The sequence below is a fragment of the Bradyrhizobium uaiense genome, assembly GCF_010811875.1.
In the GTDB taxonomy this organism is placed as follows: domain Bacteria; phylum Pseudomonadota; class Alphaproteobacteria; order Rhizobiales; family Xanthobacteraceae; genus Bradyrhizobium; species Bradyrhizobium uaiense.
Genome location: NZ_VKHP01000060.1, coordinates 1 through 26,503, shown reverse-complemented (window position 1 = coordinate 26,503; position 26,503 = coordinate 1). Strand labels below are relative to the sequence as shown.

Below are 26,503 nucleotides of genomic sequence, written 5' to 3'. Positions count from 1 at the left end.
ATGCGATACGGTTTGCTTACCTTGGTCCTGATCGGCGCCTCGCTACTCGGTGGCTGCACTGAAGGTGTGCTCGATCCGAAGGGACCCATCGCCCTTGCCGAACGGCAGATTCTGATCAACGCGACCGGCATCATGCTGGCGATCGTGATCCCTGTGGTCATTGCGACGCTTGGCGTTGGCTTCTGGTTCCGCGCATCGAATGAGCGGGCGCGCTATCGGCCTGACTTCGTTTATTCCGGCCGCCTCGAGATGCTTGTCTGGTCGATCCCACTGATGACCGTGTTACTTACCGGCACTGTGGCTTGGATTGGTGCATACGATCTCGATCCGCCCAAGCTGATTGCCTCTTCGACGAAGCCCATTAAGGTTCAAGCCATCTCGCTCGACTGGAAATGGTTATTCATCTATCCGGAGCTGGGGGTCGCGAGCGTCAATCACCTGACGATACCGGTCGGCACGCCGGTAAGCTTCGAGCTGACTTCCTCGGGAGTCATGAACAGCTTCTTCGTGCCGCAGCTCGCTGGCCAGATCTACGCTATGTCCGGAATGGTGACGCGGCTGAACTTGCAAGCCGATTACGCGGGAACGTATCGCGGCTTGTCGGCCAATTTCAGCGGCGAGGGCTTCGCCGATATGCATTTCAACGTCGACGCGATGCCGCCCGAACGCTTTGCGCAGTGGGTCGATTCAACCCGCAGCGTCGGTCCGGTGCTGGATTTGAAGACCTACGCCGATCTCGCCAGGCCGAGCGTCGCTGTGACGCCATTCACCTACCACTCCGTCGCGCCTGGCCTATTTGACAGCATCCGGATGGCCTCCATGCAGTCTGATGATGCCTTGTGCCGTCGCTATCCCACCTCAATGAGGGCAGAAAAATGACTCTACTCGGCAAACTGGACTGGAGTGCTGTTCCCTTCGATCAGCCGATTATCATGGGCACGGTAGGCGTCATGGTCGTGGCCATCGTCTCCATCCTTTCGTGGGTCACGCTCAAGGGTTACGTGCCCTATCTCTGGCGAGAGTGGATCACCTCGGTCGACCACAAGCGGATCGGCGTCATGTATATCGTCCTGGCGCTGGTCATGCTGCTGCGCGGTTTCGCGGACGGGATCATGATGCGGACGCAACAGGCGGTCGCAGCGGGTGGCGCGCAAGGGTACCTGCCGCCTGAGCATTTCGACCAGATCTTCTCGGCGCATGGCACAATCATGATCTTTTTCGTGGCCATGCCGCTTGTGATCGGATTGATGAACTTTGCCATCCCGCTGCAACTCGGCGCGCGCGATGTGGCATTTCCGACGATGAATTCGATCAGCTTTTGGCTCACCGCATCCGGCGTACTCCTGACGAATGTCTCGCTCGCGGTCGGTGAATTTGCCAAGACCGGCTGGTTCGCCTATCCGCCGCTTAGCGAGCTGCAATTCTCGCCGGGGGTCGGCGTCGACTACTATCTCTGGTCCTTGCAAATCTCTGGCATTGGGACCTTGCTGAGCGGCGTCAATTTCGTCACCACGATTCTGAAGATGCGGGCTCCGGGCATGAGCTACTTGCGTATGCCGGTTTTCTGCTGGACTGCGCTTGCGTCGAACCTGCTGATTGTGGCGGCGTTCCCGGTGCTCACCGCGCTTTTCGCAATGCTTCTTCTTGATCGCTACCTTGGTTTTCACTTCTTCACCGTGGATGCCGGCGGCAACGCGATGATGTATGTGAATCTGTTCTGGGTCTGGGGTCATCCCGAAGTCTACATCCTGGTCCTGCCGGCATTTGGCATCTTTTCCGAAGTGACCGCCACCTTTTCCGGCAAGTCGCTCTTCGGCTATCGCTCGATGGTACTCGCGACCATGGCGATCTGCGTGCTCTCCTACACGGTTTGGCTCCATCATTTCTTCACGATGGGCGCCAGCGCAAGCGTCAACGCTTTCTTCGGCATCACAAGCATGATCATCGGAGTACCGACGGGCGTCAAAGTCTTCAATTGGCTGTTCACGATGTATGGCGGACGCGTTCGGTTCAATGTGCCCGTGCTCTGGACGATCGGCTTCATGGTGTCGTTCGTATTCGGCGGCCTGACGGGCGTTCTGCTGGCGTTGCCGGCGGTCGATTGGCAGGTACACAACAGTGTCTTCCTGGTTGCTCATTTCCATCACGTCATTATCCCGGGCGTGCTGTTCGGATGTATGGCCGGCTACAATTACTGGTTTCCCAAGGCATTCGGCTTCCGGCTGGATGAGCGCTGGGGCAAGGCGGCCTTCTGGTGCTGGTTCATCGGTTTCCATCTCGCTTTCATGCCGCTCTACGTGACGGGGCTGATGGGTATGCCCCGCCGTCTGCAGCACTATGATGTCCTCTCATGGCAGCCTTGGCTGCTGGTCGCCGAGTCAGGCGCAGTCGTCATCCTGCTTGGAATCATCTTCCAGATCGTTCAGCTCGTAGTGTCCATTCGAGACCGTGAGGAGCTCCGTGACACGACGGGCGATCCGTGGAACGGCCGCACCCTAGAATGGGCAACCGCATCGCCGCCGCCGGACTGGAATTTTGCGGTCCTGCCGCGCGTCGATGAGCTCGATGCCTTCTGGGCTCGCAAGCAGCGCATGCTTGCGGAGCAGGAGTTGCCTGTGCGGCAGCACGCGTACCAACCGATCGAAGTGCCCAAAAACAGTCCGGTCGGTGTTGTGACCGCGTTCTTCGCGGTGGTCGCCGGCTTCGCCTTGATCTGGCACATCTGGTGGATGGCAGGCTTTGGAGTTCTCGGCGCGGCCGTGACACTGCTTGCCTTCATGTTCCGCACAAAGGACGAAGTCGAGATTCCCGCAGATCAGGTCGGCCTGTTCGATCGCGTGCACCCGGTGGAGGTTTCACTATGAACGTCGCAGTTGAGATGGATGCAGTTCGGCATAACGCGTGGCTTCGTCAAGGTGACAAAGTGGGGTAGCCGCTCCACCAAACTGGGCCATGAAGCCAGCAAAACACGTGATAAGGGAATCCCGGTGGTGCTCATGGTCGAGTTCTCAAGCCAGAGGTCTGTCTTTGTGAAGTCCACTATCTCACTGCAGCAGGAATCCTGCGGCTTCTCTGATAGCTAAACTGACTGGAGCCGAGAGAGTGAGTGAAGAATACCGAATCTCGACGAGTTATTCGGAACGGGAACGAACAACGACGTGCGTGCGGCGTCGCTTGCAGGCTGCGCAAAGAGCTCTTGCACGGTGTTGCCCATTGAATCTAATGTCTGCCAGCCAAGAACTCGCCACTAGACATTTCAAGGCAAGTCAAAAGCTCAACATAGCTCTGCTCTCCTCCGAGGCTGGCCTCCTCAACGCAAGCCTGCTTGTTTGACGCGCTGAATTCAGTCCAGCGTTTGTCCAACTCATTCATGGCATCCGTTTCGTCTTTCGTGCAGCTTGCAACGCTTTCTGTGCCGGCGGCTGCCACCTCCGCACCACAGTTTCGGACGATATCGAAGGGGGGTACTCGGTCGGCGGCCGCGGCCTGTGCGATGGACCACGAAGCAGCGGTAATAACGACTATGGAAAAAATGAACTTTTGCATTCTAGCAAAGCCAGCGCTGACGATGTCGGCGCGCTTCTGCTCTTGGTGGGAAGCCTCGACAATGGAAATTGCCTCATGAGCTCGAAGCTCGGCTAACATCGCATTCACAGATCACCTCGTGTATTATTGACGGCTTCAACGAGCATCTGGCGGGAGCGAAACTCTCAGCGCTCCCGTCATTCGGAGTCGCTACGGCATACCTGATCGCGAGAAGCCGCTATTTCGCAATACGCAGGCTTGTTCGATGAGCGGAATGCCCTAAGCGCACTCGGTTTCACCGTAGTCAGGAACATCGCGAAGCACAGGGCTCCCAAGATGAACGTGACCACGCTCAACACATCCTTCATCGGAGGCTTCAATGCGGTTCCTGCTTCCGTCTTCATCCAACAACATTGTGTGATGGAATTCCCGCCGCGTGCGCCAGTGCGTGGGGGCGACAAGCCGGGCTCGCCGCCTTCACCGCGCTACAGCTCGCCTGCGGCAAACAGGGCGAGCGCCTCGGAAACGCCCTTGCCGTATGCCGGGTCGGCCTTGCTGCAATTCGCGACGTGCCGTTCCTGGATGTGCCTTGCGGCCTGGCCCACCTGGCGTGCGGTATTCTCGAACAGCGTCTGCTGCTGCGCCACGGTCATGTTCCGGAACAGGTCGCCGGGCTGTCGCCAGTGATCCTCATCGACACGATCATCCCAATGCGCGGCCGCGCCCGTGACTTCCAGCGGCGGCTCGTTCAGCTGCGGCCGGTCAGTCCACTCGCCGCGGCTGTTCGGCCAGTAGGTCGGCGTGCGGCCGAGATTGCCGTCGGTCCGCATCGCACCGTCACGGTGATAGCTGTGGAACGGGCATTTCGGCGCGTTGACCGGAATATGGTGGTGGTTGACGCCGAGCCGATAGCGTTGCGCGTCGCCATAGGAGAACAGCCGCGCCTGCAGCATCTTGTCCGGCGAATAGCCGATGCCCGGCACGATGTTGGCAGGCGAGAACGCAGCCTGCTCGACCACGGCGAACAGGTTCTCCGGATTGCGGTTGAGCTCGAAATAACCCACCTCGATCAACGGATGGTCAGCCTTCGGCCAGACCTTGGTGAGGTCGAAGGGATTGAACGGAAACTTCGTCGCCTGCTCGTCCGTCATCACCTGGATGTACAGCGTCCAGCGCGGAAACGCACCGCGCTCGATGCTGTTGAACAGGTCGCGCTGATGGCTCTCGCGATCCGTGCCGACCACGGCGGTGGCCTCGGCGTCGGTCAGGTTCTGGATGCCCTGCCGGGTGCGGAAGTGAAACTTGACCCAGACGCGCTCATTGTTCGCGTTCAGCAAGCTGTAGGTGTGGCTGCCAAAGCCGTGCATGTGGCGATAGCTCCTGGGGATGCCGCGCTCGCTCATGACGATGGTGACCTGGTGCAGCGCCTCGGGCAGCAGCGTCCAGAAATCCCAGTTGTTGTCGGCACTCCGCATGCCGGTGTAGGGATCGCGCTTGATGGCGTGGTTCAGGTCGGGAAAGCGCAGGGAGTCGCGAAAGAAGAACACCGGCGTGTTGTTGCCGACGACGTCCCAGTTACCTTCCTCGGCATAGAATTTGAGCGCGAACCCGCGGATGTCGCGCTCGGCGTCCGCCGCGCCACGCTCGCCGGCGACCGTCGAGAACCACGCGAACATCGGCGTCTGCTTGCCGATTTCAGAGAAGATGTTCGCCCTAGTGTAGCGGGTGATGTCGTGGGTGAACGTGCCGTGGGCGCCGGAGCCCTTGGCGTGCATGCGGCGCTCCGGAATCACCTCGCGGTCGAAATGCGCGAGCTTCTCGATCAGCCAGACGTCCTGCAGCAGCGCCGGTCCGCGCGGTCCGGCGGTCTGGATGTTGATGTTGTCGGTCACCGGCGCGCCGGAGGCGTGCGTCAGAAACGGCCGCTTGGTCTCATCACTCATTGGATGCTTCAGGATCGTTCGTTGAAGGCAGCACGTCGCGCTCGCGGCGCGCGAGGCGTCGCTCTGATCGCTCTGACTTCGTGTTTGGTGGCCTCACGATTGGAAAACCCGGCGGATCGGCTCAACGACGGACATCCGGTGTTTCAGGCCAAATGTCCGTCGATCGGGACCCTATGGCCTCAACGCTCGAGCCATTCGGGTCTGCTCGAGCCACGCGGCACAAGCGCCGAGCGCGGTTGATGTAGTGCGCGGCCCAGTAGCCGAAGCAAGGCTTAGCTTGGGTAGTCATTGGCCGTGCCCGGCGTTCTCGGCGGCTCGGGGATCAGGCGCGAACTGCGCTGCCCGGTGAAATACGACCAGAGCCACTGGCGCTGCACGCGCAGCCGGTTCTGCAACTGCGGCAGGGAGATGATATGAACGAACGCCCACACCAGCCAGGTCAGGGAGCCGCTTGTGCGCAGCCAGCCCCGCTCCAGCACAGCGTAATTCTTGCCCACGACAGCCATATTGCCCTTGTCGAAATAGCAGAATGGACGTTTGACTTTTCGCTCCATCAGTTCCTTCGCGATCAGCCGCCCGACATAGCGTCCTTCTTGGATCGCGGCCTGCGCCACGCCTGGTACCGGGTGTTCGTTCTGGATGACCGACGCCGCATCGCCCACGACGAACACGCCGGGCGCGTCCACGACCTTCAGGAAGGGATCGACGAGCGCGCCCCGCGCGGTCTGTCTTGGTGCCAAGCATCTTTGGAATAGGCGATGCCGCAACCCCAGCGGTCCACAGCACAGTGGCGCTGGAGATCCGGACCGTGGCGCTGGCGATTTCGCTTTCGCTCGCGACCACGCCCTCCGCGTCGACAGTCTCGACCTTCACTCCGGTCAAGACCTTCACGCCTAGCTTCGTGAGCCGTCGGGTCACTCGGCGGGACAACGACTCGGCAAAGGTCGGCAGAACCCGCTTGCCTGCGTCGAGCAGAATGATGCTGGCCTGTGCGGGATCGATGTGGCGGAAATTTCCGCGCAACGTAACCCTCACCATCTGCGCCAGGGACGCAGCAAGTTCCACCCCTGTGGGACCTGCGCCGACGAGCACGAACGTCATCTGCCGCGCGCGTTCGCTTTCGTCCTCGATAGTTGCGGCCAGTTCGAATGCGCCCAGGATCTTTGCCCGGATCGTTTCGGCGTCGCTGAGGTTCTTGAGTCCCGGGGCAAATTGCGCGAACTCGTCGTGCCCGAAATAGCTCGGGCGCGCGCCAGCCGCGACCACCAGATAGTCGTAGGCGATCTTGCGGGCGCCGACGCCAGGGGAAGACGCCTCAATCGTGCGGGAAGCAACGTCGACACCGGTGACCTCGGCCAGCAGCACGCTCAGGTTCCGCTGCTTGACCTCGAGCTGCCGGATCGGCGCGGCGATCTCCGCAGGCGAGAGGACCGCCGTCGCCACCTGGTAGAGCAGCGGCTGAAAGATGTGGTGATTGCGGCGGTCGATCAGGACGACGTCGACGTCAGCGTGCCGAAGCGCGCGTGCCGCGGCGATTCCGGCAAAGCCCGCGCCGATGATGACAACGCGCTTCCGCTCCCGGTGGGGAGCCTCGACAGCGGCGTTTGCCTCCTCGGGCCGCCGTCGGCCCACATCTTCTCGTTCCAGCTTTCGCTGCTCAGCTTGTCGGCCTGCCGAATGAGCGACTCGCCCTGGGCCCGTAGCTCCTGCGAACGGCGCGCCATCACGGTCGTTATCGCGCGCGCCTTGGCGAGTTCCTTGCCGAGAGCCTTGCGGGCGCTGCCGGACAGGGGCGTTGGATAGTGCTTCGGCGCCATTCGCCGGCGATCAGTTGTAGGCCGGCCAGCAACCGTCCTCTTCGTGGCGCCCGAGCAGCCGTTTCCCAACCTCCTTCCACACGGCTTGCGGTCCCATAGAGACGAACCGCGTCGACCTTCTGGATCTCGACCGTTCGGCCGCAGCGCCGGCAAGCCACCCTCAGTAGATGTTGAGGAACTTCGCTCAGCCGCTGAGCCGCCGCTGGCGATCCGGATGACCCGACGTCGGTGCTCGCGTCCACTCAAGCTGCGCAATCTCAAACCTCGGCCCGGGACAGCTGCGGTTCTGAATACGGAGCTTGATTCCGAGTCGGGTTCTAGAGCGAGCGCTACAGCAGATACGATCATCCGGAACTCTCACGAAAGAAACGAAGTCTTGAAAGAACTTTATTGGAGGCAAGAAACTAAGTCCCGGAGGCATTCTGAAAGAACTTTATCCCACTGAGCAGAATCCGACACTCTGGAAGGATTGAGGATTTTCTCGCCTTTTATAAGAACATTATTGTCCGGCTACACTGGTGGTGTCGCCGGACTGCTGAGTCTTCAGAAGCAATTGGTAAACGGGTCTGCTTCGGCAGGCCCGTTTGTCGTTTTGACGCACTCAAGTCTTCAACCGTTCGTGCACCGTGACTTCGCCCGGACCGGGCGTCGGGCCCGGCACCTCGACGACCTCGAATTTTGGGAATTGCGCTGCTTTCATCGTCGCATCGTTGCGAGCTAGCCAAGTGGCCGACTGAAAACCCTGTCCGGATTGAACAAGCCGCTATCGTCGAGCGCGCCTTTGATCTTGCGCATCAGATCGATCTCAACCGGATCGCGATGCTTCTCGAGCAGATCGATCTTGGCACGGCCGATACCGTGCTCCGCGGAGAACGTGCCGCCCAGGGAGATTGCGATGTCGTAGACGAGCTCGCCGATGCGCTTGCCTTGCTCCCTGGCCCACTCGGTCCCGACGGCGGCCGGCAGCACGACGTTCAGATGGATGTTGCCGTCCCCGACATGTCCGAACGGCACGACCATGGCATCGGCGAAGCCGGCCTCAATGCCGGCTTTGCATCGGCGCAGGAGATCCGGTACCCGTGCGACCGGCACGGCGATGTCGTGCTTGAAATCGCGGCCCGCCCTTTTCTGGACCTCAGTCTGATCTTCGCGCAGCCGCCACATCTGCTTGCGTTGTTCCCCGCTCTGCGCAAGCGCCGCATCCACGATCGTCCCGTCTTCGAGCGCGCCGGCCAGAAACTCCTCGAGCATTTCCCTGAGACCGGCATCCCGGCGGCTCGACGTGAGCTCGATGAGGACGTAGTGGTTCGCCCTCTGCACGGGCGAGCGGAGCCCGTCGCGCTTCGCCAGTTCAACGCAGGAGCCGGAAAGATATTCGATGGCGCGCACGTTCCCGTCGGCGGCAGCGCGCAGCTTCATCCAGAGATCGAGGACCTGGTCCTCGGTCTCCAGCGCGCAGAAGGCAACTTCACATACCCGCGGCTGCGGCGCGAGCTTCATCGCGGCTGCGGTGATGATGCCTAGCGTCCCCTCCGAGCCGGAGAACAGATGCTTGAGCGCGTAACCGGCGTTGTCCTTCCGCAACGTGCGCAGCCCATTCCATATTCTTCCGTCCGGCAGGACGACTTCCATTCCGAGCAGAAGATCTCTCGCGCTGCCATACCGAACCGCCGAGATGCCGCCGGCATTCGTCGCCAGCGCCCCGCCCAGCGTCGCGGTTCCTTCTGACGCGAACGACAGTGGAAATAGAGTGCCCGCCTCGGCCGTGGCAGCCTGAAGATCCGCGATCGTCGCGCCCGCTTCCGCAACGACGGACATGTCAACCGGGTCGATAGAGCGGATCTTCCTCATGGAAGCCGTGCTGATGACAGCCTGGAAGCCGCTGTCGTTCGGCGTGGCGCCGCCGACGAGCCCGGTGTTGCCGCCTTGCGGCACGATGCCGACGCCGGCTTCCCGGCAGATCCGCACACATTGCGCGAGGAGTTCGACCGAGTTCGGTCGCAATACGCAGGTGGCGCGCCCCCGTAGCAGACCGCGCCAGTCGGTCAGATAAGCGTCGGCTACCTCGGGATCGGTAATGCATCCGGAGCCGAGCAGTTCGCGGAGCTTGCCGACGACATCGTTCATAGCTTCTTCCACGTTGCGGTGGCGTGCGCGATCGTCTCTCCGTTACCGTCGCAAGCCCGCGATTGCAGGAAGAACGTCTTGCGTCCGCTCTTGAGGAAGGTAGCGCAGCAGGTCACGGGACCGCTGCGGACCGGAGCGAAGTATTGCACTTTCATCTCCAGCGTGACGCCGGCGCCGAACTGATGCTTGAGCAGATGGCCCATCGAGATGTCGAGCGCGGTCGCCAGCACGCCGCCGTGCAGCGAACCCTGCGGGTTGTACATGAAGGCTTTTACGTCGAGCGTGACGACGCATGCGTCCGCGTCGTAAGACACCGTCATCCCGAACAGACGGGACAGGAAGAACGATCCGAATTCGTGCCGACCATCGCCCATGGCCGCATCGAACGGATCACGCATCTCGGCTTCCTGCATCCGTCGTATCCTCTATTCGGCCGATTGCTTCGGCGCGGCCTCGCCGAACGCGCCCTTCGAAGCGAACTCCGACAGGCGTTCCCGGGTCCAGCCGAGCCAGTCTTCGAACACCTCCGCGGTATGCTCGCCCAACATCGGCGGCGGGATCGAGGGAGCGGGCGGCAGATCGTCGAACCGCAGCGGCCGGGCGACGAACTTGACGTCGCCGGCGACCTTGTGCGCGACGCTCTGGACCATGCCCCGCTCGACCAGTTGGGGCGCCTCGCACACCTCGCCGACCGTCCTGATCGCCCCGCATGGAATCCCGGCCTTGCCGAGAACACTGAGCCAATGGTCGCGAGACCGCGACCGGAAGATCGGTCGCAGGATGTCGGCCAGCGCGGCGCGGTTCGCGGCACGTTTCGGAGCCTTGTCGAAACGGGTATCGTTCTCGATATCCTTGCGTTCGACGACGTCGCAGAACATCGACCAGAACTTGTCGTTGGCGACGCCGACATTGAGCCAGCCGCCTCCGGCCTCAAACGTTTCGTAGGGGCTGATCGTGGGATGCACGTTGCCTCGGCGCTTCGGACTTTCTCCGGAGGCGAAGTACATGCCGGCGTTGAACGTGAGCAGCGAAGCCATGGCGTCGAGCATGGAGACGTCGACGCGTCCCCCGGCACCGCTGCGCTCGCGCTTCACGAGCGCCGCGAGCACCGCCTGCGACGCGTAGAGGCCGGTGACCAGGTCGGCGATCGACGTGCCCACCTTCATCGGCGGTCCATCGGAATCACCGGTGATGTCCATGACGCCGGACTCGCCCTGCAAGATCAGATCGTAGCCGGGCCGGCTCGCATCCGGCCCGGTCCTGCCGAATCCGGAGATGCTGCACTGGATGAGCTTCGGATTGTCCGCGCTGAGCGCTTCGTATGACAGGCCCCACTTGTCGAGCGTGCCGGGCCTGAAATTGTCGGTCACGACGTCGGCCACCTTCGCGAGCGCGAGCGCGGCGGCTCGGCCCGCCGGCGACTTCAGATCAATCGCGCAGCTTCTCTTGTTACGGTTGACCGACAGGAAGTAGGAACTCTCCCCGTTGACGAACGGAGGGCCGTATCGGCGACTCTCATCGCCGGCACGCGGATCCTCGATCTTCACGACGTCCGCCCCGAGATCGCCGAGATGCATGGTGGCGAAAGGGCCGGACACGACGCGGCACAGGTCCAGAACCTTGATGCCGGAGAGAGCTTCCGTGCTAGACGATCGCATCCGCCAGATCCTTCATCGTCGGAACCGTGATGTCAGGCTGGTGCGGCGTCTGCTCGAACGGCCGGTCGCGCCGGTTGATCATCGCGGTCCGCATCCCGGCCGACTTCGCCCCGATGACGTCGAACGCGTGGTTGGCGACGAAGAGGATCTGATCCATCTTGAGGCCGAGTATTTCTGCCGCCTTTGTGTAGGTCGCGACGTGCGGCTTGAAGGAGTTTGCTTCGGCGACGGAGATCACGTCGTCGAATGGGACCTTGTGGTACCTCTTGGCCGTTTCCAGCATGTCGCGATCACCGTTCGAGAGTACGACAAGCTTGTACCTGGTTTGCAGCTTCGCGAGCGCCGCCGGTACCTCCGGGAAGCATTCGAGCTTCTCGATCTCGCCGACCAGGTACTTCACCTCCTCCTTCGTGTATTTGATGCCCGACCGGTCCATGACCTGGGAGACGGCACGGTGACCGATCTCGCGGTACGGCGTGTGCTCGCGGTGGAGCAGCGCGTCAATCATCGAATTCTCGAAGTGGGTCCGCCGCCACCAGGTGACGAACGAGTTCGGGTTACCCGTCCAGCCTTTCTCCTTGAGAAACGGCGTCGCGACCTTGACGAGGCCTCCCTGCATATCGACGACCGTGCCGTACTGGTCGAACATGCAGACCTTGATGGTATCCCTGAGCGTTTGTGTATCGGTCATCTCTTTCGTCCCTTTGCGTACGTTGCGTGATGGGTGATCCGGATTTGACCGCATCAGGCATCATTTCCGAAATCGATTGTTCTTCTGCGCACATTTGCGAAGTGAATGTCGTTCGCGAGAAGCCCGCTAAATTCTGTCTGCGGCACGCTCGGCATCGATACCGACGATCTTTCGGCGCGACGCTACGCTATCCGCTTCGATCGACGACCCCGATACTTCCTCCAGGCCGCGGCCCTTGGTCTCGAAGCCGAAGATCAGGAAGACCACGGCCTGGAAGAGGAGAATGCCCGCGAGCGTGATCAGCACTCCGACAAGCCCCTTCCAGGCGAAGATCGCGATGACGGCGAACTGCACCAGCGCGGTCGTCACGCGACCGGCTGTCGCGCAAATTGCGGTGCCACGCAGTCGGTATCGCGTGGGGAAGAGCTCCGGCACGTGCATGGCGAACCCGGTCGCCAGCATGACGTAGATCGCGGTGACGAGCAGGAAGCCGACCGCGACCAACGGAGCACCGTCGGGCATGAACGGATACGCCAATCCGAAGGCAGCGGCCGCGATCGACGATCCGACGATCGACGGCTTGCGGCCGATCGCGTCGGCGAGGGCCAGGCCGATCAGCGATCCCACCGGCCCACCCAGCGACATGAAGGTCGTATAGCCGAGCGAGGACACGACGCTGTGGCCGCCCTTGACCATGAACGTCGGCAGCCAGCCGATGAATCCGTACAGACTGAAGCCGACGACGATGTGCAGCAGGCTGCCGAGCAACGTTCGGCCAAGGTACGGCGGCGCGAACAGCCGCCAGACCGACCCGCCCTGGTCTTCCGCCCGCTGCGGGGCCGAGACCGGAGGCAGCGGTCCTTTCCTGGCGGCTTCGGCTTCGATGCCGGCAAGGATCTTTTCAGCCTCGTCGGCGCGGCCGTTCGCGGCCAGCCAGCGGGGCGATTCCGGCATCGACTTTCTCATGAACCAGACGATCAGCGCGAGCACGCCGACGATGCCGAACATGTATCGCCAACCGAACGACGGAATGACCCAGAGGCCGGTCATCGAGGAGGCGAACAGGGAAAAGTTGGTGATGACCGCCAGGATTCCGATCCACCGCCCGCGCGACGAGGCCGGGACGAACTCGGTCAGCGTCGCATAGCCGACGACGATCTCGGCGCCGAGTCCAATGCCTATGACGAACCGAGCGGCGATCAAGGCCTGCATCGATGGCGCGAGCGCGGCGGCGAGGGACGCCAGACCGAAGATGGCGAGGTTGATCTGGTAGGAGAACCGCCGGCCGTAGCGATCACCCAGTATCCCGGAGAACCAGGCTCCGAGGGTCATGCCGATGAAAGTGGCCGTCACGAACGCCGCGTTGAGTTCGAGGGTCGACCAGCCCTCTTTCAGCACGGCCCCGAGTACGCCGCCCGCCAGGTAGATGTCGAAGGCATCGAGGAACATGCCCGCGCCGATCAGCGCCAGGATCCGCCAATGAAAGCTGCAGATCGGTAGCCGATCGAGCCGAGCGCCCGCGTTCACCGATGCCACCTGCGCGTACGTAACGTCTTGCATCAATCCCTCCCAAGGTCGGCCGGGTTCGGCCGAAGAAACATTTGGGAGCAGGATGGTGACCGCGACGGCGGCGTCTAATCGGAATTCGCAATTCCACTATTGGGCGGACTGATAGTGTCCCTTCAGCGCAGCTTCCGGGCGCGCCGCGGCCGGCTAAAGACGCCCGTCATTCACCGTCGGCGAGCCCTTGCGCAGCGTCGGAAAAGACCGATCGGAGCCAGTTCAGTTCCTGGCTGGCGTCGTGTCGGCGGTGCCAATACATCGACCATTCGAACGGCTCGGAAGCAAACGGCAGGTCGCGGATCGCCAGATCCTCAGTGACCATCGCGAATGCCAGACGTCGCGGCATGACCGACAGCAGGTTCGAGTCGCGCAGCACGTGCGGCACCAGAAGCCAATGCGGCATGTTGACCGCGACCTGGCGTGTCACGCCCTGGCGGGCGAGCACGTCGTCGACGAAACGAAGGTCGGTCGGCGACATCGAGACCTTGAGGTGCGACGATTGCAGGAAGGTTTCCATCGTAAACGGTCGTTGCGCCGCCGGATGACCTTCGCGCATGACGCAGACCATCCGATCCTTCATCAGGACGACCGACTTGATCGAATTCGAGTGCGCAAGACCCATGCTGATCGCGAGGTCGATTTCGTCCTTTTCGAGGGCCTCGACCGTCTGCGTCGGCGAGTAGTGCACGACGTCGATGTGGGCAAACGGCGCCTTCTCTTGCAGGGTCTTGCTGACGGCCGGAAGCAGCAGCCGGCTGAGGAGGTCTGACAGCCTGACGGAAAAGCTTCGGGTCGACGTCGCGGCTTCGAAGCTCGACTCGCTGTCCAGAAGGCGCTCCAGCTGGCGCAGCAGCCGCTTGACCGGCTCCGCCAGCTCGATCGCGCGCGGCGTAGCCTGCATGCCGTTGGCCGTGCGCACCAGAAGCTCGTCCTTGAAGATGTGCCTCAGCCTCGAAAGCGCATTGCTCATGGCGGGCTGACTGAGGCCGACCCGGTCAGCCGCGCGGGTGACGTGAAGGTCGGTTAGAAGAGCGTTGAGGGCGACCAGAAGATTGAGATCGACGGATCTGAGGTTCATGACCGGTCCTGCGCAGCGCACCACTATTGATGATACAAATAGTACGCCGGCAACAATCCATTTGGAAGATTACGATCACCGATCACGGGCGGATCAGGATATCGGACCCGACGGCATCGACGGCAGCTCGATCCAAATCCAGCACGACGTCGACGATGCTGTGATCCTCCGGATCCATCGTGACGGTGAAGCCGAGATCGCGGCACATCCCGATCATCGTGCTGTTTTCGGTCAAGACCTGGCCGGACAGGCGCTTCAATCCCTCCGATCGCGCATAGTGGATCAGAAGCTGCATCAGCGCCCAGCCGAGGCCTTTGCCCTTGAGATCAGACTGCAGCAGGATCGCGTATTCGGCGTTCTGATACAGCGAGTCCGAATGCAGCCGGACCGCGCCCATCATCTCGCCGGTGGTCGGATCGAGCGCCACGAAAGCCATCGCGCGCGCATAGTCGAGCTGGGTCAAGCGCGCGATGAAAGCGTGCGAGAATTCCTTCATCGCGTGGAAGAAGCGCAGCCTGAGGTCCTCGGCGGTGACGCGCCGGAAGAAGGCCTCGACCATCGGCTCGTCCTCCGGCCGCATCGGGCGCACCGTGACATGCGAGCCGTCGCGTAACGCAAGCTCGCCCTCCCATTGCGACGGATAGGGCCGGACGGCGAGCCGGGTGTGACCGGCAAACAGCCGGGTAGGTTTGCGGATCGCCACCCGCGCATCGAGCGCGAGCACGCAGCTCTCGTCCGCCAGCATCGGATTGATATCGAGCTCCGCGACCTCGGGAATGTCCGCCGCCATCTGCGCCAGCTTGACCAGGGTGAGCGGCACCACATCGGCCGGGACGGCCGGCACATCGCCATAGCCGCCGAGCAGCCGCGAGACGCGGGTGCGTCCGATCAGCTCACGAGCGAGATTCATGTCGAGCGGCGGCAGCGCCAGCGCCTTGTCGTTGATCACCTCGACCGCGGGGCCGCCGCGGCCGAACACGATGACCGGACCGAAGGTCGGATCGTCGGCGATGCCGAGGATCAGTTCACGCGCCGCGCGCCGCACGATCATCGGCTGGATCGTCACGCCCTGCAGGGTGGCATCGGGCCGCGCGCTGCGTGCCCGCTCGAGCACCGTCCTCGCGGCTTCGACGACACCATCTTTGGTGCGCAGGTCGAGGATGACCCCGCCGACACCGGACGCGTGCCGGATGTCGCGCGAAAACACCCTCACCACAATCGCGTGCCCCGCGGCGAGGAACGGCACCGCCTTTGCGGCGGCGTCCTCGGCACTGTCGGCGACGAGCGTCGTCACCATTGGAATGCCATAGGCCTCGAACAGCGCGACGATCTCGGCCGGATCGAGCCACGCGCGTCCCTCCGACAACGCCTTCATGACGACGTGCCGCGCCGCCGCCGTCTCCCGCGTGAACACCGACGCGACGCCGGGCGGGGTCGCGGCGAGCGCGGTGGAAGCCTCGCGATAGCGCACCAGATACATGAAGGCGCGGACCGCATCGTCCTCGGTCGGGAAATGCGGAATCCGCGCCGCCTCGAAGATCGCGCCGGTGCGCTCGTCGGCGCCGACCCACGCCGCAAGCACCAGTGCCGCGACCGCACTTCTTTTGGTCCTGCGATCACGCACGCATTGCGCCACCGCCTCGGCGATCCCTTTGGCCGGTGCCACCGCCATCTCGACATTCGCGACCAGCACCGCGTCGCTGTTAGCATCGTCGAGCAGCGCGTTGAGCGCCACCACGTAGCGGTCGGCATCGGCGTCGCCGGCGATGTCGACGGGATTGGCGCAGGACCAGCCCGGCGGCAGCATCTGGTCGAGCCGTTCGATGGTCCCGGTCGTCAGCGTCGCGGGAACGCCGCCGAGCTCGGCCAGCCGGTCGGTTGCGAGGATGCCGAGCCCGCCGCCATTGGTGAGGATCGCGAGCCGGTTGCCGCGCGGGACGAAGCCACGACCGAGCAGCTCGGCGCAATCGAACAGCTGGCGCAGGTCGTAGACGCGCAGTATGCCGGCGCGACGGAATGCGGCGTCGTAGACCGCATCGGAGCCGGCCAGCGCGCCGGTGTGGGTCGCGGCGGCCTTTGCGCCTTGCGCCATCCGGCCGGACTTGACGACGATGACCGGCTTCATGCGCGCGGCGGCGCGCGCCGCCGACATGAACTTGCGCGCGTCCTTGACCGCCTCGAGGTAGATCAGGATCGCGTTGGTATGATCGTCCAGCGCGAAATAATCCAAGAGGTCGGCGACGTCGACATCGAGCTGGTCGCCGATCGATGCGATGCCGGAAAAGCCAAGCCGCCGCTCGGCCGCCCATTCGATCATCGCCGACGCGACCGCACCGGACTGCGAGATCAGGGCGACATGTCCGTCGGACGGCTGATGCGAGGCGAAGCTCGCATTGAGCTTGGCGCGCGGCACCATGACGCCGAGGCAATTCGGCCCGATCAGGCGCATGCCATACCGCCGCGCCGTCTGCCCCGCGGTCTCCGCGAGCGAGCCCGCGCCGTGACCGAGACCGGCCGACAGGATCGCCGCTCCGGCAACACCGGCAAGGCCAGCCTCCGCGACGATCTCCGGGACCGCGGCCGCCGCCGCACTGATGACGATGAGATCCGGAACGAACGGCAGCGACTTCAGGTCGGGAACGGTCGGCTCACCGTCGACCTCGGCATAATGCCGGTTGACGACGCCCAGCCTGCCGGCGAAGCCGCTCGCCTTGATGTTCCGGAGCACCGCCGCGCCGAGCGACGACGGGCGTGGGCTGCCGCCGACCACCGCGATGCTTCGAGGCGAAAATAGCCGCTCCAGGCCGTACGTCGACATTGCGTGGTCTCGCAGGGAACCCGTAGACGCGCACGAGGCGCCCACGAATGAACTCTACTTCTTCATGCGGCCCGTTGCACCCAGCGCGGCCGCGACAATCCGGCTAGTGCAGGCCCAGCGCCTGAGCCAGATTGAAGGTCAGGAAGCTCGCGACATAGGCCAGCGCGAGCATGTAGATGAACGTCACCACCATCCACTTCGCGCCGCCGGTCTCGCGGCGGATCACCGCGAGCGTCGAGGCGCATTGCGGGGCGAAGATGTACCAGACCAACAGCGATAGCGCGGTCGCCAGCGTCCATTTCTGCGCCAGCACCTGGCCGATCTGATCCGCCGCCTCCTTGCCTCCCTCGATCGAATAGACAGTGCCGAGCGCCGCGACCGCAACCTCGCGCGCCGCCATGCCGGGGATCAGCGCCACCGCGATCTGCCAGTTGAAACCGATCGGCCGCAGCAACGGCTCGAGCGCATGGCCGATCATCGCCGCAAAGCTGTAATTGATCGCCGGCCCCTCGGCGCCTGCGGGCGCAGTCGGGAACGAGGCCAGGAACCAGATCAGCACCATCATCGAGAGGATCGTGGTGCCCGCGCGATACAGGAACATCTTGGCGCGGGTGAACACGCCGATCGCGATGCTCTTCAGCCGCGGCATCTTGTAGTCGGGCAATTCCAGCATGAACGGCGCCGGCGCGTGGTCGCGCCACAGGAAGAATTTTGCGACCGCCGAGACCGTCAGCGCGCTGGTGATTCCAGCCGCATAGAGGCCGAACATCACGAGCCCCTGCAGATTGACGAAACCCCACACCGTCGTCGCCGGAACGAAGGCCGAGATGATCAGCGTGTAGACCGGAATGCGCGCCGAGCAGGTCATCAGCGGCGCGATCAGGATCGTGGTCAGGCGGTCGCGCCTGTTGTCGATCACCCGCGTCGCCATGATGCCGGGAATGGCGCAGGCGAAGCTTGACAGCAGCGGAATGAAGGCGCGGCCATGCAGTCCGGCGCCGCCCATGATGCGATCCATCAGGAACGCGGCGCGCGCCATGTAGCCGAAATCTTCCAGCAGCAGGATGAACAGGAAGATGATGATGATCTGCGGCAGGAACACGATGACGCTGCCGACGCCGGAGATCAGGCCGTTCTGCAGGAAGCTTTGCAGCAGGCCCCAGCCTTCGGGCATCACGTCGTGGATCAACTGCCCGAGCGCGGAGAAGCCGTCCGACAGCAATTCCATCGCCGGCTGCGCCCAGGTGAACACCGCCTGGAACATCACGAACAGGATCACGGCCAGGATCACGAGACCTCCGACCGGATGCAGCACGACCGAATCGATCCGGTTGGTCAGCGTGTCCGGCTTGGTCGGCAAGGTCACCGCCGCGGCGATGATGCGGTCCGCCTCGCGCTGCGCCGCCTTCAGATCGGCGATCGTCGGCGTCGTCCACTGGCTGGCTGCCGCCTCATGCGACCGCGCCAGGAATTCGTCGGTCCGCTTCAAGAGCTCGTCGACGCCGCCCTTGCGGACCGCGACCGAGGTCACGATCGGCAAGCCGAGCTCCTGCGACATGCGCTCGAGATCGATCGTGACGCCGCGGCGCCGCGCGATATCGATCATGTTGAGCACGAGCATCATCGGCCGGCCGACCCGCTTGAGCTCGAGCACGAGCCGCAAGGTCAGCCGCAGATTGGTGGCGTCGGCGACGCAGAGCACCAGATCGGGCACCGCCTCGCCGTCGAAGCGGCCGAGCACGATGTCGCGGGTGATCTCCTCGTCCGGGCTGCGGCCGCGCAGCGAATAGGTGCCCGGCAGATCGAGCACGGTGACGCTGCGGCCCTCCGGCGTGACGAAGCCGCCGGATTTGCGCTCGACCGTGACGCCCGGATAATTGGCGACCTTCTGGCGGCTGCCGGTCAAGCTGTTGAACAGCGACGTCTTGCCGGTGTTCGGCGCGCCGACCAGCGCCAGGCGCAAAGAAGCAGTTGTCATTCGACGATCACGGCCATGGCTTCGCTCCGGCGCAGCGCGATCGTGATGTTGTCGACGCGCACCGCGATCGGATCCCGCCGGATGGTGCCTTCATGCAGGATTTCCACGCGCGCGCCCTCAACAAATCCCATCTCGACCAGGCGCTGCTCCAGCTCCTGCGGAGAGAGCGATGAACCCGTCACGAGCGCATCGAGCCTGATGATCTTTCCGACAAAACCGCGGTCCGCATGTCCGAGCCGGATGTCCTGTAGATTATCCTGGGAGGAGTTTGGATCGCCTGTCATGCGGCCTGTTTTTCAGCAGGTAGTCACAGGGTCAAGCATTTGCCCGTGAGAGGTTTTAGAACTCCTAAAAACAGTGCCCGGAAGCGTCGTCCGGGCCGATTTTCCGCTTGACTGCCGGCCAGGCGCTAACGAGCGTCGTGATGTCCCGGGCAGCGTCAACCCTGCGCGGCCTCGGATACGAGCCGGCTCCCAATTGATCGATCCCGGTTGGCCTCCGGTAACCTTGACCGGCCGCGGGACGATGAAGGAGGCTCTGCGCCACGCGCCGGGACGGGGATTCGCTTTCTCCGGCGCGACGGTTTGCGTTAAGGTCGCTGCGGAGCCGGAGCGCCCGTGCAGACCGCACAACGTAATTCGCTGAAACTGCTGCAATGGATGATGGCCGCCTCACTGGCCCTTCCGCTGGCGCTGTTCGCGTTTGCGTCCGCAATGTCCTGGATCTCGACCAGCGAGGCCGCCGACCAGGAGATCCAGCGCACGCTCGACGTCGCCCACGAGCATGCGCTCAAGGTGTTCGAGACCATCGACCGCAGCCTGGCCGAGGTCACCGAGGTCATCCGCGGCATGAGCGACGCCGACATCGTCGCCCGTGAAAAGGGTCTGCACGCGCGGCTGCGCGTGGTCGCCGAGGCGCTGCCCCAGGTGAAATCGGTCTGGGTGTTCGATGCCAACGGCCGTGCCCTGGTCAACAGCCTGGTGTCGCCGGCCCCCGACGTCGACTTCTCGGACCGGGATTACTTCCGGATCCCCGCCGAGCGCGACATCGGCACCTATATCGGCGAGGTGCTAACGCCGCGGCCGCCCTATCTGGGCGCACGGTTCTTCAGCGTCGGCCGGCGCCGCAACAATGAGGACGGCAGCTTTGGCGGCGTCATCCAGGCCTCCGTGCTTCCGGAGTATTTCGAGAATTTCTACGCCAAGATCGGCCGCGAGCCCGGCAGCTTCCTGGCGCTGATCCGGACCGATGGCGCGGTGCTGGCGCACTTCCCCGTCATCGATCACGCCGTCCGGTTCGAGCCGAGCGGGCCGCTCGGGCGCCAGATCGTCGCCAATCCGCTGGCCGGCGCCAGGACGCTCCAGTCCCCGGCTGACGGCATCGAACGGCGCATGCGCTATCAGCGGCTGGCCGAATACCCGATCTATGTCAGCGCCGGCCTCGAGACCGCGGCGATCCGCTCGCGCTGGGTGTCGACCGTGGCCCAGCACCTGATCTTCGGCATTCCGGCCACCGCGCTGCTGTTCGGCCTGCTCGCGCTCGCCTACCGGCGAACCCAGCGCCTGGAGGAAGAGGCCAGCCGGCGCATCGAGGCCGAGGAGGCGCTGCGGCATGGCCAGCGGCTGGAGGCACTCGGGCAACTCACCGGCGGCGTCGCGCACGACTTCAACAATCTGCTTACCGTGATCCGCGCCTCGGTCGACATGCTGCGGCGGCAGGACCTTCCCGAGCCGCGGCGGCAGCGCTACATCGATGCGATCTCCAACACCGTGAACCGTGCCGCCAAGCTGACCAACCAGCTGCTTGCGTTCGCGCGCCGGCAGACCCTCAAGCCCGAGGTGTTCGACGCCAGCCAGAACGTCCGCACCCTGAGCGAGATGATCGCAACCCTGATCGGCTCGCGCATCGAGATCGCAGCGCAGGTGCCGGACGAGAGCTGTCTCGTCAACGCCGATGCCGGCCAGTTCGAGACCGCGATCATCAATATGGCGGTGAATGCGCGCGACGCGATGGACGGCGTCGGCCGGCTCACGATCACGGTTCGCCCGGTGAATGACCTGCCGTCCGCGACGACCGGCCCGCCCAACCCGCACGGCCATGTCGCGGTGTCGGTCATCGATACCGGCGTCGGCATTCCGCCGGAGCTGTTCGGCCGCATCTTCGAGCCGTTCTACACCACCAAGGAGGTCGGTCACGGCACCGGTCTCGGCCTGTCGCAGGTGTTCGGCTTCGCCAAGCAGTCCGGCGGCGAAGTGACCGTCACCAGTGACGTCGGCAAGGGAACGACATTCACGCTTTATCTGCCGCGCGTCGTCGGCGAGCACAGCCCGCAATCGCTGCTCGCCGAGGACGCGCCTTCGGTCGATCGGGCCAATGCATCGGTCCTGATCGTCGAGGACAATGCCGAGGTCGGAAAATTCGCCGCCGACACGCTGACCCAGCTCGGCTGCACCTGCGTGCTGGTCGAGAACGCCACCCACGCACTGGAAGAGCTGGCGGTCGACCCGAGCCGCTTCGACCTGGTATTCACCGATGTCGTGATGCCCGGCATGAGCGGCATCGAACTCGCGGAGGAAATCCGTCGGCAGGGGCTCGATCTGCCGATCGTGCTCGCCTCCGGCTACAGCCAGGTGTTGTCCCAGCAGGGCAGCGGTGGCTTCGAGCTGCTGCAGAAGCCCTATTCGGCCGAGCAGCTCGCGCGCTTGCTGCACAAGGCCGCGCGCTCGCGCAGGCTGCGGCGGGATCAAGCGCCGGCCGGGTGAGGTGGTGGCGCGCAGGTGCCCTTGGCACACTGTCGTCCCTGCGAAAGCAGGGACCCATATGCCGCGGCGGGGGGTGTTAAAGGGACTCGTCGTTCCGGCGTTGCGCAACGATGACCATTCGTGGTTATGGGTCCCTGCTTTCGCAGGGACGACACCGAAAACGTTGAACGTTCGGTGAGTCAAACATCTATATTCTCTCGACATGATCTGCCGTCGAGTCATTCTGACCCACCCCTCGGAACCGCAATGGAACCTTGTGATTTCGCTCGCGTTGTCGCGCGATGGGCAAGGCTGGCGCAAAATCCAGATCGTCGAAGGGGCCGCCACTGGCCAAGGCCACCTCGCCCCGGAAAGCGAGTGCCAAGCGCGCGGGCGCCGCCGACGGCAACGCCGCGCCGAGCCAGGCCGACGACAAGGAAGCGGACGACAAGTCGGAGCTCGTCGAAGTCATTGCCGAAAATGACGACCACGTCGAACCGCCGCCGCCGGAAATTCTCGAACCCGATCCCGAACTGTCGCCCGAAGAGGCCGAACAGGCCCGCAAGGACTATCTGCTGACGCGGTTCTGGATCACCGCGCGCGGCTATTGGGGCCGCAATGGTGACCGATTGGCGTGGCTGTTCACGATCGGCCTGCTGCTGCGCATCGTCGCCAACGTCGCCGTCCAGTACGGCATCAATGTCTGGAATCGCGCGATCTTCGATGCGATCGAGAAGCGCGACTCGGCCACGGTCTTCCACTTGACGGCCATCTTCTTTCCACTTGCGATCGGCAGCGTGCTGTTAGGGGTTGGCCAGGTGTTCGGCCGCATGAGCATTCAGCGGCGCTGGCGGGCCTGGCTCACCAACGACGTGGTGTCCCGCTGGCTGGCCAGCGGCCGCTACTACCAGCTCAATCTCGTCGACGGCGATCACAAGAACCCGGAGTATCGCATCGCGGAGGACCTGCGGATCGCAACAGACTCGCCGGTCGACTTCATCGCCGGAGTGACATCGGCGCTGCTGTCTGCCGTCACCTTCATCGTCGTGCTCTGGACGATCGGCGGCGCGCTGACGCTGACGCTCGGCGGCTCGTCCATCAGCATCCCCGGCTTCCTCGTCATCGCGGCGATCATCTACGCCGCGATCGCATCCGGCTCGATCATGGCGATCGGCCGCCGCTTCGCGCAGATTTCCGAGGACAAGAATCAGGCGGAAGCAGAATTCCGCTACGTCCTGACCCGCGTGCGCGAGAACGGCGAGAGCATTGCGCTGCTCGGCGGCGAGACGGAAGAACGCGACGGCATCGATAAGACATTCTCGAACGTGCTGCGACAATGGGCACGGCTCGCCGGACAGCACATGCGGACAACGCTGGTGTCGCAGGGATCGAGCCTGATTGCACCGGTGATCCCCGTCTTGCTGTGTGCGCCGAAATTCCTCGACGGCAGCATGACGCTCGGCCAGGTGATGCAGGCGGCCTCCGCCTTCACCATCGTGCAGGCCGCGTTCGGCTGGCTGGTCGACAATTATCCGAGGCTGGCCGACTGGAACGCATGCGCACGCCGTATCGCCTCGCTGATGATGTCGCTCGACGGCCTCGAACGCGCCGAGACCGGCGATGGCTTCGGCCGCATCCGGCGCAGCGAGACCACCGGCGAAGCCATGCTGAGCCTCAACGATCTCTCCGTCACGCTCGACGACGGCACCGCCGTGGTCGGGGAGACAGAGGTCGACATCGAGGCGGGAGAACGGCTGCTCGTCGCCGGCGAATCCGGCACCGGCAAGAGCACGCTGGTGCGCGCCATCGCCGGGTTGTGGCCGTGGGGCGGCGGCAGTGTCGGCCTGCACGCGGACCGCCGCCTGTTCATGCTGCCGCAAAAGCCCTACGTGCCGTCGGGCACGCTGCGGCGCGCGGTGGCCTATCCCGGCGCGGCGGAGGACTGGAACGTCGAAGAGATCGGCAAGGCCCTGCACAAGGTCGGGCTCGACCATCTCAAGGAGAAGATCGAAGAGGATGCGCCATGGGACCAGACGCTGTCCGGCGGCGAGAAGCAACGGCTCGCCTTTGCGCGCCTGCTGCTGCACAGCCCCGACATCGTCGTGCTCGACGAGGCAACCTCTGCGCTCGACGAAAAGAGCCAGGACAAGATGATGGAGATGGTGACGACGGAGTTGCCGAAGGCGACCATCGTCAGCGTCGCCCATCGCGCCGAGCTCGAAGCGTTCCATAGCCGCAAGATCGTGCTGGAGCGCCGCAAAGGCGGCGCCAAGCTGGTCAGCGACGTCGACCTGATCCCGCGCAAGGGCAAGCGACGACTGCTCGGCCGCTTCTTGCAGCAGCGGCGAGCGCCAGGCAGGGCGGCATAACGGGCGTTGGCGCTGTCGTCAAAACCGGCTATGCATGCCGCGCTTTCGACGAGGACCCGGCTTGATCCCCAGCAACGACATTTCACCGGCGCCGTTCGGTGCTTTCGCGCCCAATGCGGCGCAGGCCGCCATCATCCGGCTGGCGCACGGCTCAGGATTGAAGCGCGGCGCGTTCCGGCCCTGGCTGTCGCGGCTGGTCGATCTGTTCGGCTCGGGACCGCTTGACGTGAGCTATCAGGGCGCATCATTCCGCTTCTATCATCAGGCGAGCGCGACCGAGCGCGGCGCATTGTTCAATCCCGATTACAATCTTGAAGAGCTCGCCTTCCTGCGGGCACATGTCGGCGCTGGTGGCACCTTCGTCGATCTCGGTGCCAATGTCGGCACCTATGCGCTGGCGCTGGCCAGTGACGTCGGGCCCAATGGCAAGGTGATCGCGATCGAGCCGCATCCGGTGACGCATGCGCGGCTCAAGTTCAACACACAGGCCTCCAACTATCCGCAGGTGCGCCTGGTTGCCGCGGCCGCTGGACCGACCGATGGCGAGCTGATGATCGAGACCGACGGCGACAATCTCGGCGCCAGCCACATCGTCACCGGCACGCCCACGGGCAAGGCGTTCAAGGTGCCGTCGCTGCGGTTGCAACGCATCCTCAATGAGGCCGGCGCGACCAAGGTCGATGCGTTGAAGATCGACGTCGAGGGTTTTGAGGACCGCGTGTTGATCGGCTTCTTCCGCGACGCGCCGGAGCAATTGTGGCCCCGTGCGGTCGTGATCGAGCATCTGTCGAAGGACGAATGGACCGACGACTGCATTGCGGACATGCACACGCGTGGTTACGTCGAGCAGGGCCGGACGCGGAGCAACACGCTGCTGGTGCGGGAGTGAGGCTTTGTCTTCTCCTTCCCCCTGAAAGGGGGAAGGTTGGGATGGGGGTCAGCCGCAGGCAACGGTGCATCTGCGGAGAGAGCAGATCCCCACCCGCTTTGCTCTGGCGAGCAAAGCGACCTCCCTTTCCAAGGGGAGGTGAAGCGAGAATGCGGATACAGATGCATTACAGCAACGGAGGCTCGCGATGATCGACCATATCGGCTTTTCGGTCTCTGACTACGAGCGCGCGAAGGCGTTCTACCAGATGGCGCTGGCGCCGCTCGGCTACGGCCTGATCATGGAAGTGCCCGCGGAGGTGACCGGGCACGCGCCGGCCGCGGGCTTCGGCACCAACGGCAAGCCGGACTTCTGGATCGGCGGCGAAGGCGCGATGAACAAGCCGGTGCATATCGCCATCACCGCCAAGGACCGCGGCACCGTCGATGTCTTCTACAAGGCTGCGATGGCGGCCGGCGGCCGCGACAACGGCGCGCCGGGCATTCGCGCGCATTATCACCCGAACTATTACGGCGCGTTCGTGCTCGATCCCGACGGGCACAATATCGAGGCGGTCTGCCACACGCCGGGATAACGCGCGCTGGAACGGCGCGGCGCGCGTTCCGTTATCGCTTCGAACCGCGATGGAGCGATCAATGCGCGCGATCCGAGCTGGCATCGACGACGGGGTTTCGATCTGATGCCGATCGAGCCTCCCGAGATCCCGCCGGCGACGCCGGGCAATCCGAACGAACCGCCGCCTGGGATTCCGCCCGGCAATCCACAGCCTGAGGTTCCGCCGCCGGTGCGCGAACCGGGCGAACCACCACGGCCGGACGAGTTGCCCGGCAACACGCCCGACGAATCACCGGTGCGCGGACCACCTGGACCATCCGGCCCACCGCCTGCGACAGATCGCCCCGCCGGGCGATGAATCACCTTGGCGCCTCAGTTCCGCATCGATTGCGAATGTGTCGGAGCGTTTCTTCTGAATGTCCAGTGAACAAAGGCACATGCAACCCGTTATAATGTCGAAATAAACTTCGTCGATGATTCGGCGCTCGCCACAATCCGGCCTAACGGCTGGCAATTCATCGTCCTGCCGAATTGTTCGGCTCTCACTCTCTTTCCTTTCCTGCCCAGACTTTCCGCCGGGGACTCCAATACAATGACAAAGCTTCGTCTCGTGCTGCTCGCCACGACTGCGCTGACGGTAATGCAATTCGCCGCCTCAGCGTCGCACGCACAAACTTCGCCGCTGGTCGTCGCACAGGCGCAGCCAAAGGAAGAGCTCGGACCGGACGGAAAGCCGAAGCCGCGGCCGGCG

At 63.8% G+C, this 26,503-nt stretch carries 19 protein-coding genes and 3 pseudogenes; 7 read left to right on the top strand and 15 right to left on the bottom strand.

The features are described 5' to 3' along the window. The gene (gene cyoA, locus FNJ47_RS16805; protein WP_163154954.1) at positions 1 to 879 is read left to right on the top strand and encodes a ubiquinol oxidase subunit II; all 879 of its coding nucleotides are present in this window, start codon (positions 1 to 3) and stop codon (positions 877 to 879) included. Then, entirely contained in the window at positions 876 to 2,864 is a 1,989-nt protein-coding gene (gene cyoB, locus FNJ47_RS16800; protein ID WP_163154983.1) for a cytochrome o ubiquinol oxidase subunit I, read from the top strand. Before cyoA ends, cyoB begins: the two co-directional genes overlap by 4 nt. 355 nt (positions 2,865 to 3,219) lie before the next feature. On the opposite strand, the gene FNJ47_RS16795 is transcribed toward cyoB, so the two are convergent. From FNJ47_RS16795 to FNJ47_RS16740, 15 genes and pseudogenes are all read right to left on the bottom strand, one after another. Then, on the bottom strand, positions 3,220 to 3,654 hold the full coding sequence (locus tag FNJ47_RS16795) for a hypothetical protein (protein ID WP_163154952.1): 435 nt from the start codon (positions 3,652 to 3,654) through the stop codon (positions 3,220 to 3,222). 356 nt (positions 3,655 to 4,010) lie between these two features. Then, positions 4,011 to 5,468, bottom strand: coding sequence for a catalase (locus FNJ47_RS16790; RefSeq protein ID WP_163154950.1), 1,458 nt, complete (start codon positions 5,466 to 5,468; stop codon positions 4,011 to 4,013). A gap of 272 nt (positions 5,469 to 5,740) precedes the next feature. Next, a complete protein-coding gene (locus tag FNJ47_RS51300) occupies positions 5,741 to 6,208 on the bottom strand; it encodes an NAD(P)/FAD-dependent oxidoreductase (protein ID WP_235999933.1) in 468 nt (155 codons plus the stop codon). Positions 6,209 to 6,239: 31 nt separating this feature from the next. Next, a pseudogene (locus FNJ47_RS51295) lies at positions 6,240 to 7,100 on the bottom strand (NAD(P)/FAD-dependent oxidoreductase); the annotation flags it as partial. Beyond that, positions 7,067 to 7,285: pseudogene (locus tag FNJ47_RS51290) on the bottom strand (hypothetical protein); the annotation flags it as partial. The pseudogenes FNJ47_RS51290 and FNJ47_RS51295, both read right to left, overlap by 34 nt. A 10-nt stretch (positions 7,286 to 7,295) precedes the next feature. Further along, positions 7,296 to 7,506: pseudogene (locus FNJ47_RS51285) on the bottom strand (hypothetical protein); the annotation flags it as partial. A 496-nt stretch (positions 7,507 to 8,002) separates the two neighbouring features. Beyond that, positions 8,003 to 9,412, bottom strand: a complete 1,410-nt coding sequence (locus tag FNJ47_RS16780) for an FAD-binding oxidoreductase (protein WP_163154948.1) — start codon at positions 9,410 to 9,412, stop codon at positions 8,003 to 8,005. Further along, positions 9,409 to 9,825, bottom strand: coding sequence for a PaaI family thioesterase (locus tag FNJ47_RS16775; protein ID WP_163154946.1), 417 nt, complete (start codon positions 9,823 to 9,825; stop codon positions 9,409 to 9,411). Before FNJ47_RS16775 ends, FNJ47_RS16780 begins: the two co-directional genes overlap by 4 nt. Positions 9,826 to 9,837: 12 nt before the next feature. Next, positions 9,838 to 11,070, bottom strand: coding sequence for a CaiB/BaiF CoA transferase family protein (locus tag FNJ47_RS16770; RefSeq protein WP_163154945.1), 1,233 nt, complete (start codon positions 11,068 to 11,070; stop codon positions 9,838 to 9,840). Continuing rightward, positions 11,057 to 11,761, bottom strand: coding sequence for a haloacid dehalogenase type II (locus tag FNJ47_RS16765; RefSeq protein ID WP_163154943.1), 705 nt, complete (start codon positions 11,759 to 11,761; stop codon positions 11,057 to 11,059). The genes FNJ47_RS16770 and FNJ47_RS16765 overlap by 14 nt, the downstream gene beginning before the upstream one ends. Positions 11,762 to 11,887: 126 nt before the next feature. Next, positions 11,888 to 13,321, bottom strand: a complete 1,434-nt coding sequence (locus FNJ47_RS16760; protein ID WP_163154941.1) for an MFS transporter — start codon at positions 13,319 to 13,321, stop codon at positions 11,888 to 11,890. Between the two features lie 166 nt (positions 13,322 to 13,487). Continuing rightward, positions 13,488 to 14,402: a LysR family transcriptional regulator gene (locus FNJ47_RS16755; RefSeq protein WP_163154939.1), complete on the bottom strand. Its 915-nt coding sequence runs from the start codon at positions 14,400 to 14,402 to the stop codon at positions 13,488 to 13,490. 82 nt (positions 14,403 to 14,484) lie between these two features. Continuing rightward, a complete protein-coding gene (locus FNJ47_RS16750) occupies positions 14,485 to 17,220 on the bottom strand; it encodes a bifunctional acetate--CoA ligase family protein/GNAT family N-acetyltransferase (RefSeq protein WP_163154937.1) in 2,736 nt (911 codons plus the stop codon). 103 nt (positions 17,221 to 17,323) lie between these two features. Continuing rightward, on the bottom strand, positions 17,324 to 19,198 hold the full coding sequence (gene feoB / locus FNJ47_RS16745) for a ferrous iron transporter B (RefSeq protein ID WP_163154935.1): 1,875 nt from the start codon (positions 19,196 to 19,198) through the stop codon (positions 17,324 to 17,326). Then, positions 19,195 to 19,482, bottom strand: a complete 288-nt coding sequence (locus FNJ47_RS16740) for a FeoA family protein (RefSeq protein ID WP_029081252.1) — start codon at positions 19,480 to 19,482, stop codon at positions 19,195 to 19,197. The genes feoB and FNJ47_RS16740 overlap by 4 nt, the downstream gene beginning before the upstream one ends. 333 nt (positions 19,483 to 19,815) lie before the next feature. Here FNJ47_RS16740 and FNJ47_RS16735 point away from each other — a divergent pair, with 333 nt between their 5' ends. The 5 genes from FNJ47_RS16735 to FNJ47_RS51280 all read left to right on the top strand — a co-directional run bounded on the left by FNJ47_RS16735 (position 19,816) and on the right by FNJ47_RS51280 (position 26,110). Beyond that, on the top strand, positions 19,816 to 21,960 hold the full coding sequence (locus FNJ47_RS16735; RefSeq protein ID WP_163154933.1) for an ATP-binding protein: 2,145 nt from the start codon (positions 19,816 to 19,818) through the stop codon (positions 21,958 to 21,960). A gap of 281 nt (positions 21,961 to 22,241) precedes the next feature. Beyond that, positions 22,242 to 24,308: an ABC transporter ATP-binding protein/permease gene (locus tag FNJ47_RS16730; protein ID WP_165445725.1), complete on the top strand. Its 2,067-nt coding sequence runs from the start codon at positions 22,242 to 22,244 to the stop codon at positions 24,306 to 24,308. Positions 24,309 to 24,369: 61 nt separating this feature from the next. Further along, a complete protein-coding gene (locus FNJ47_RS16725; RefSeq protein WP_163154931.1) occupies positions 24,370 to 25,197 on the top strand; it encodes an FkbM family methyltransferase in 828 nt (275 codons plus the stop codon). A 187-nt stretch (positions 25,198 to 25,384) separates the two neighbouring features. Next, on the top strand, positions 25,385 to 25,771 hold the full coding sequence (locus FNJ47_RS16720; protein WP_163154930.1) for a VOC family protein: 387 nt from the start codon (positions 25,385 to 25,387) through the stop codon (positions 25,769 to 25,771). Between the two features lie 105 nt (positions 25,772 to 25,876). Beyond that, entirely contained in the window at positions 25,877 to 26,110 is a 234-nt protein-coding gene (locus FNJ47_RS51280; RefSeq protein ID WP_163154928.1) for a hypothetical protein, read from the top strand. The last annotated feature ends 393 nt before the right edge of the window (positions 26,111 to 26,503 follow it).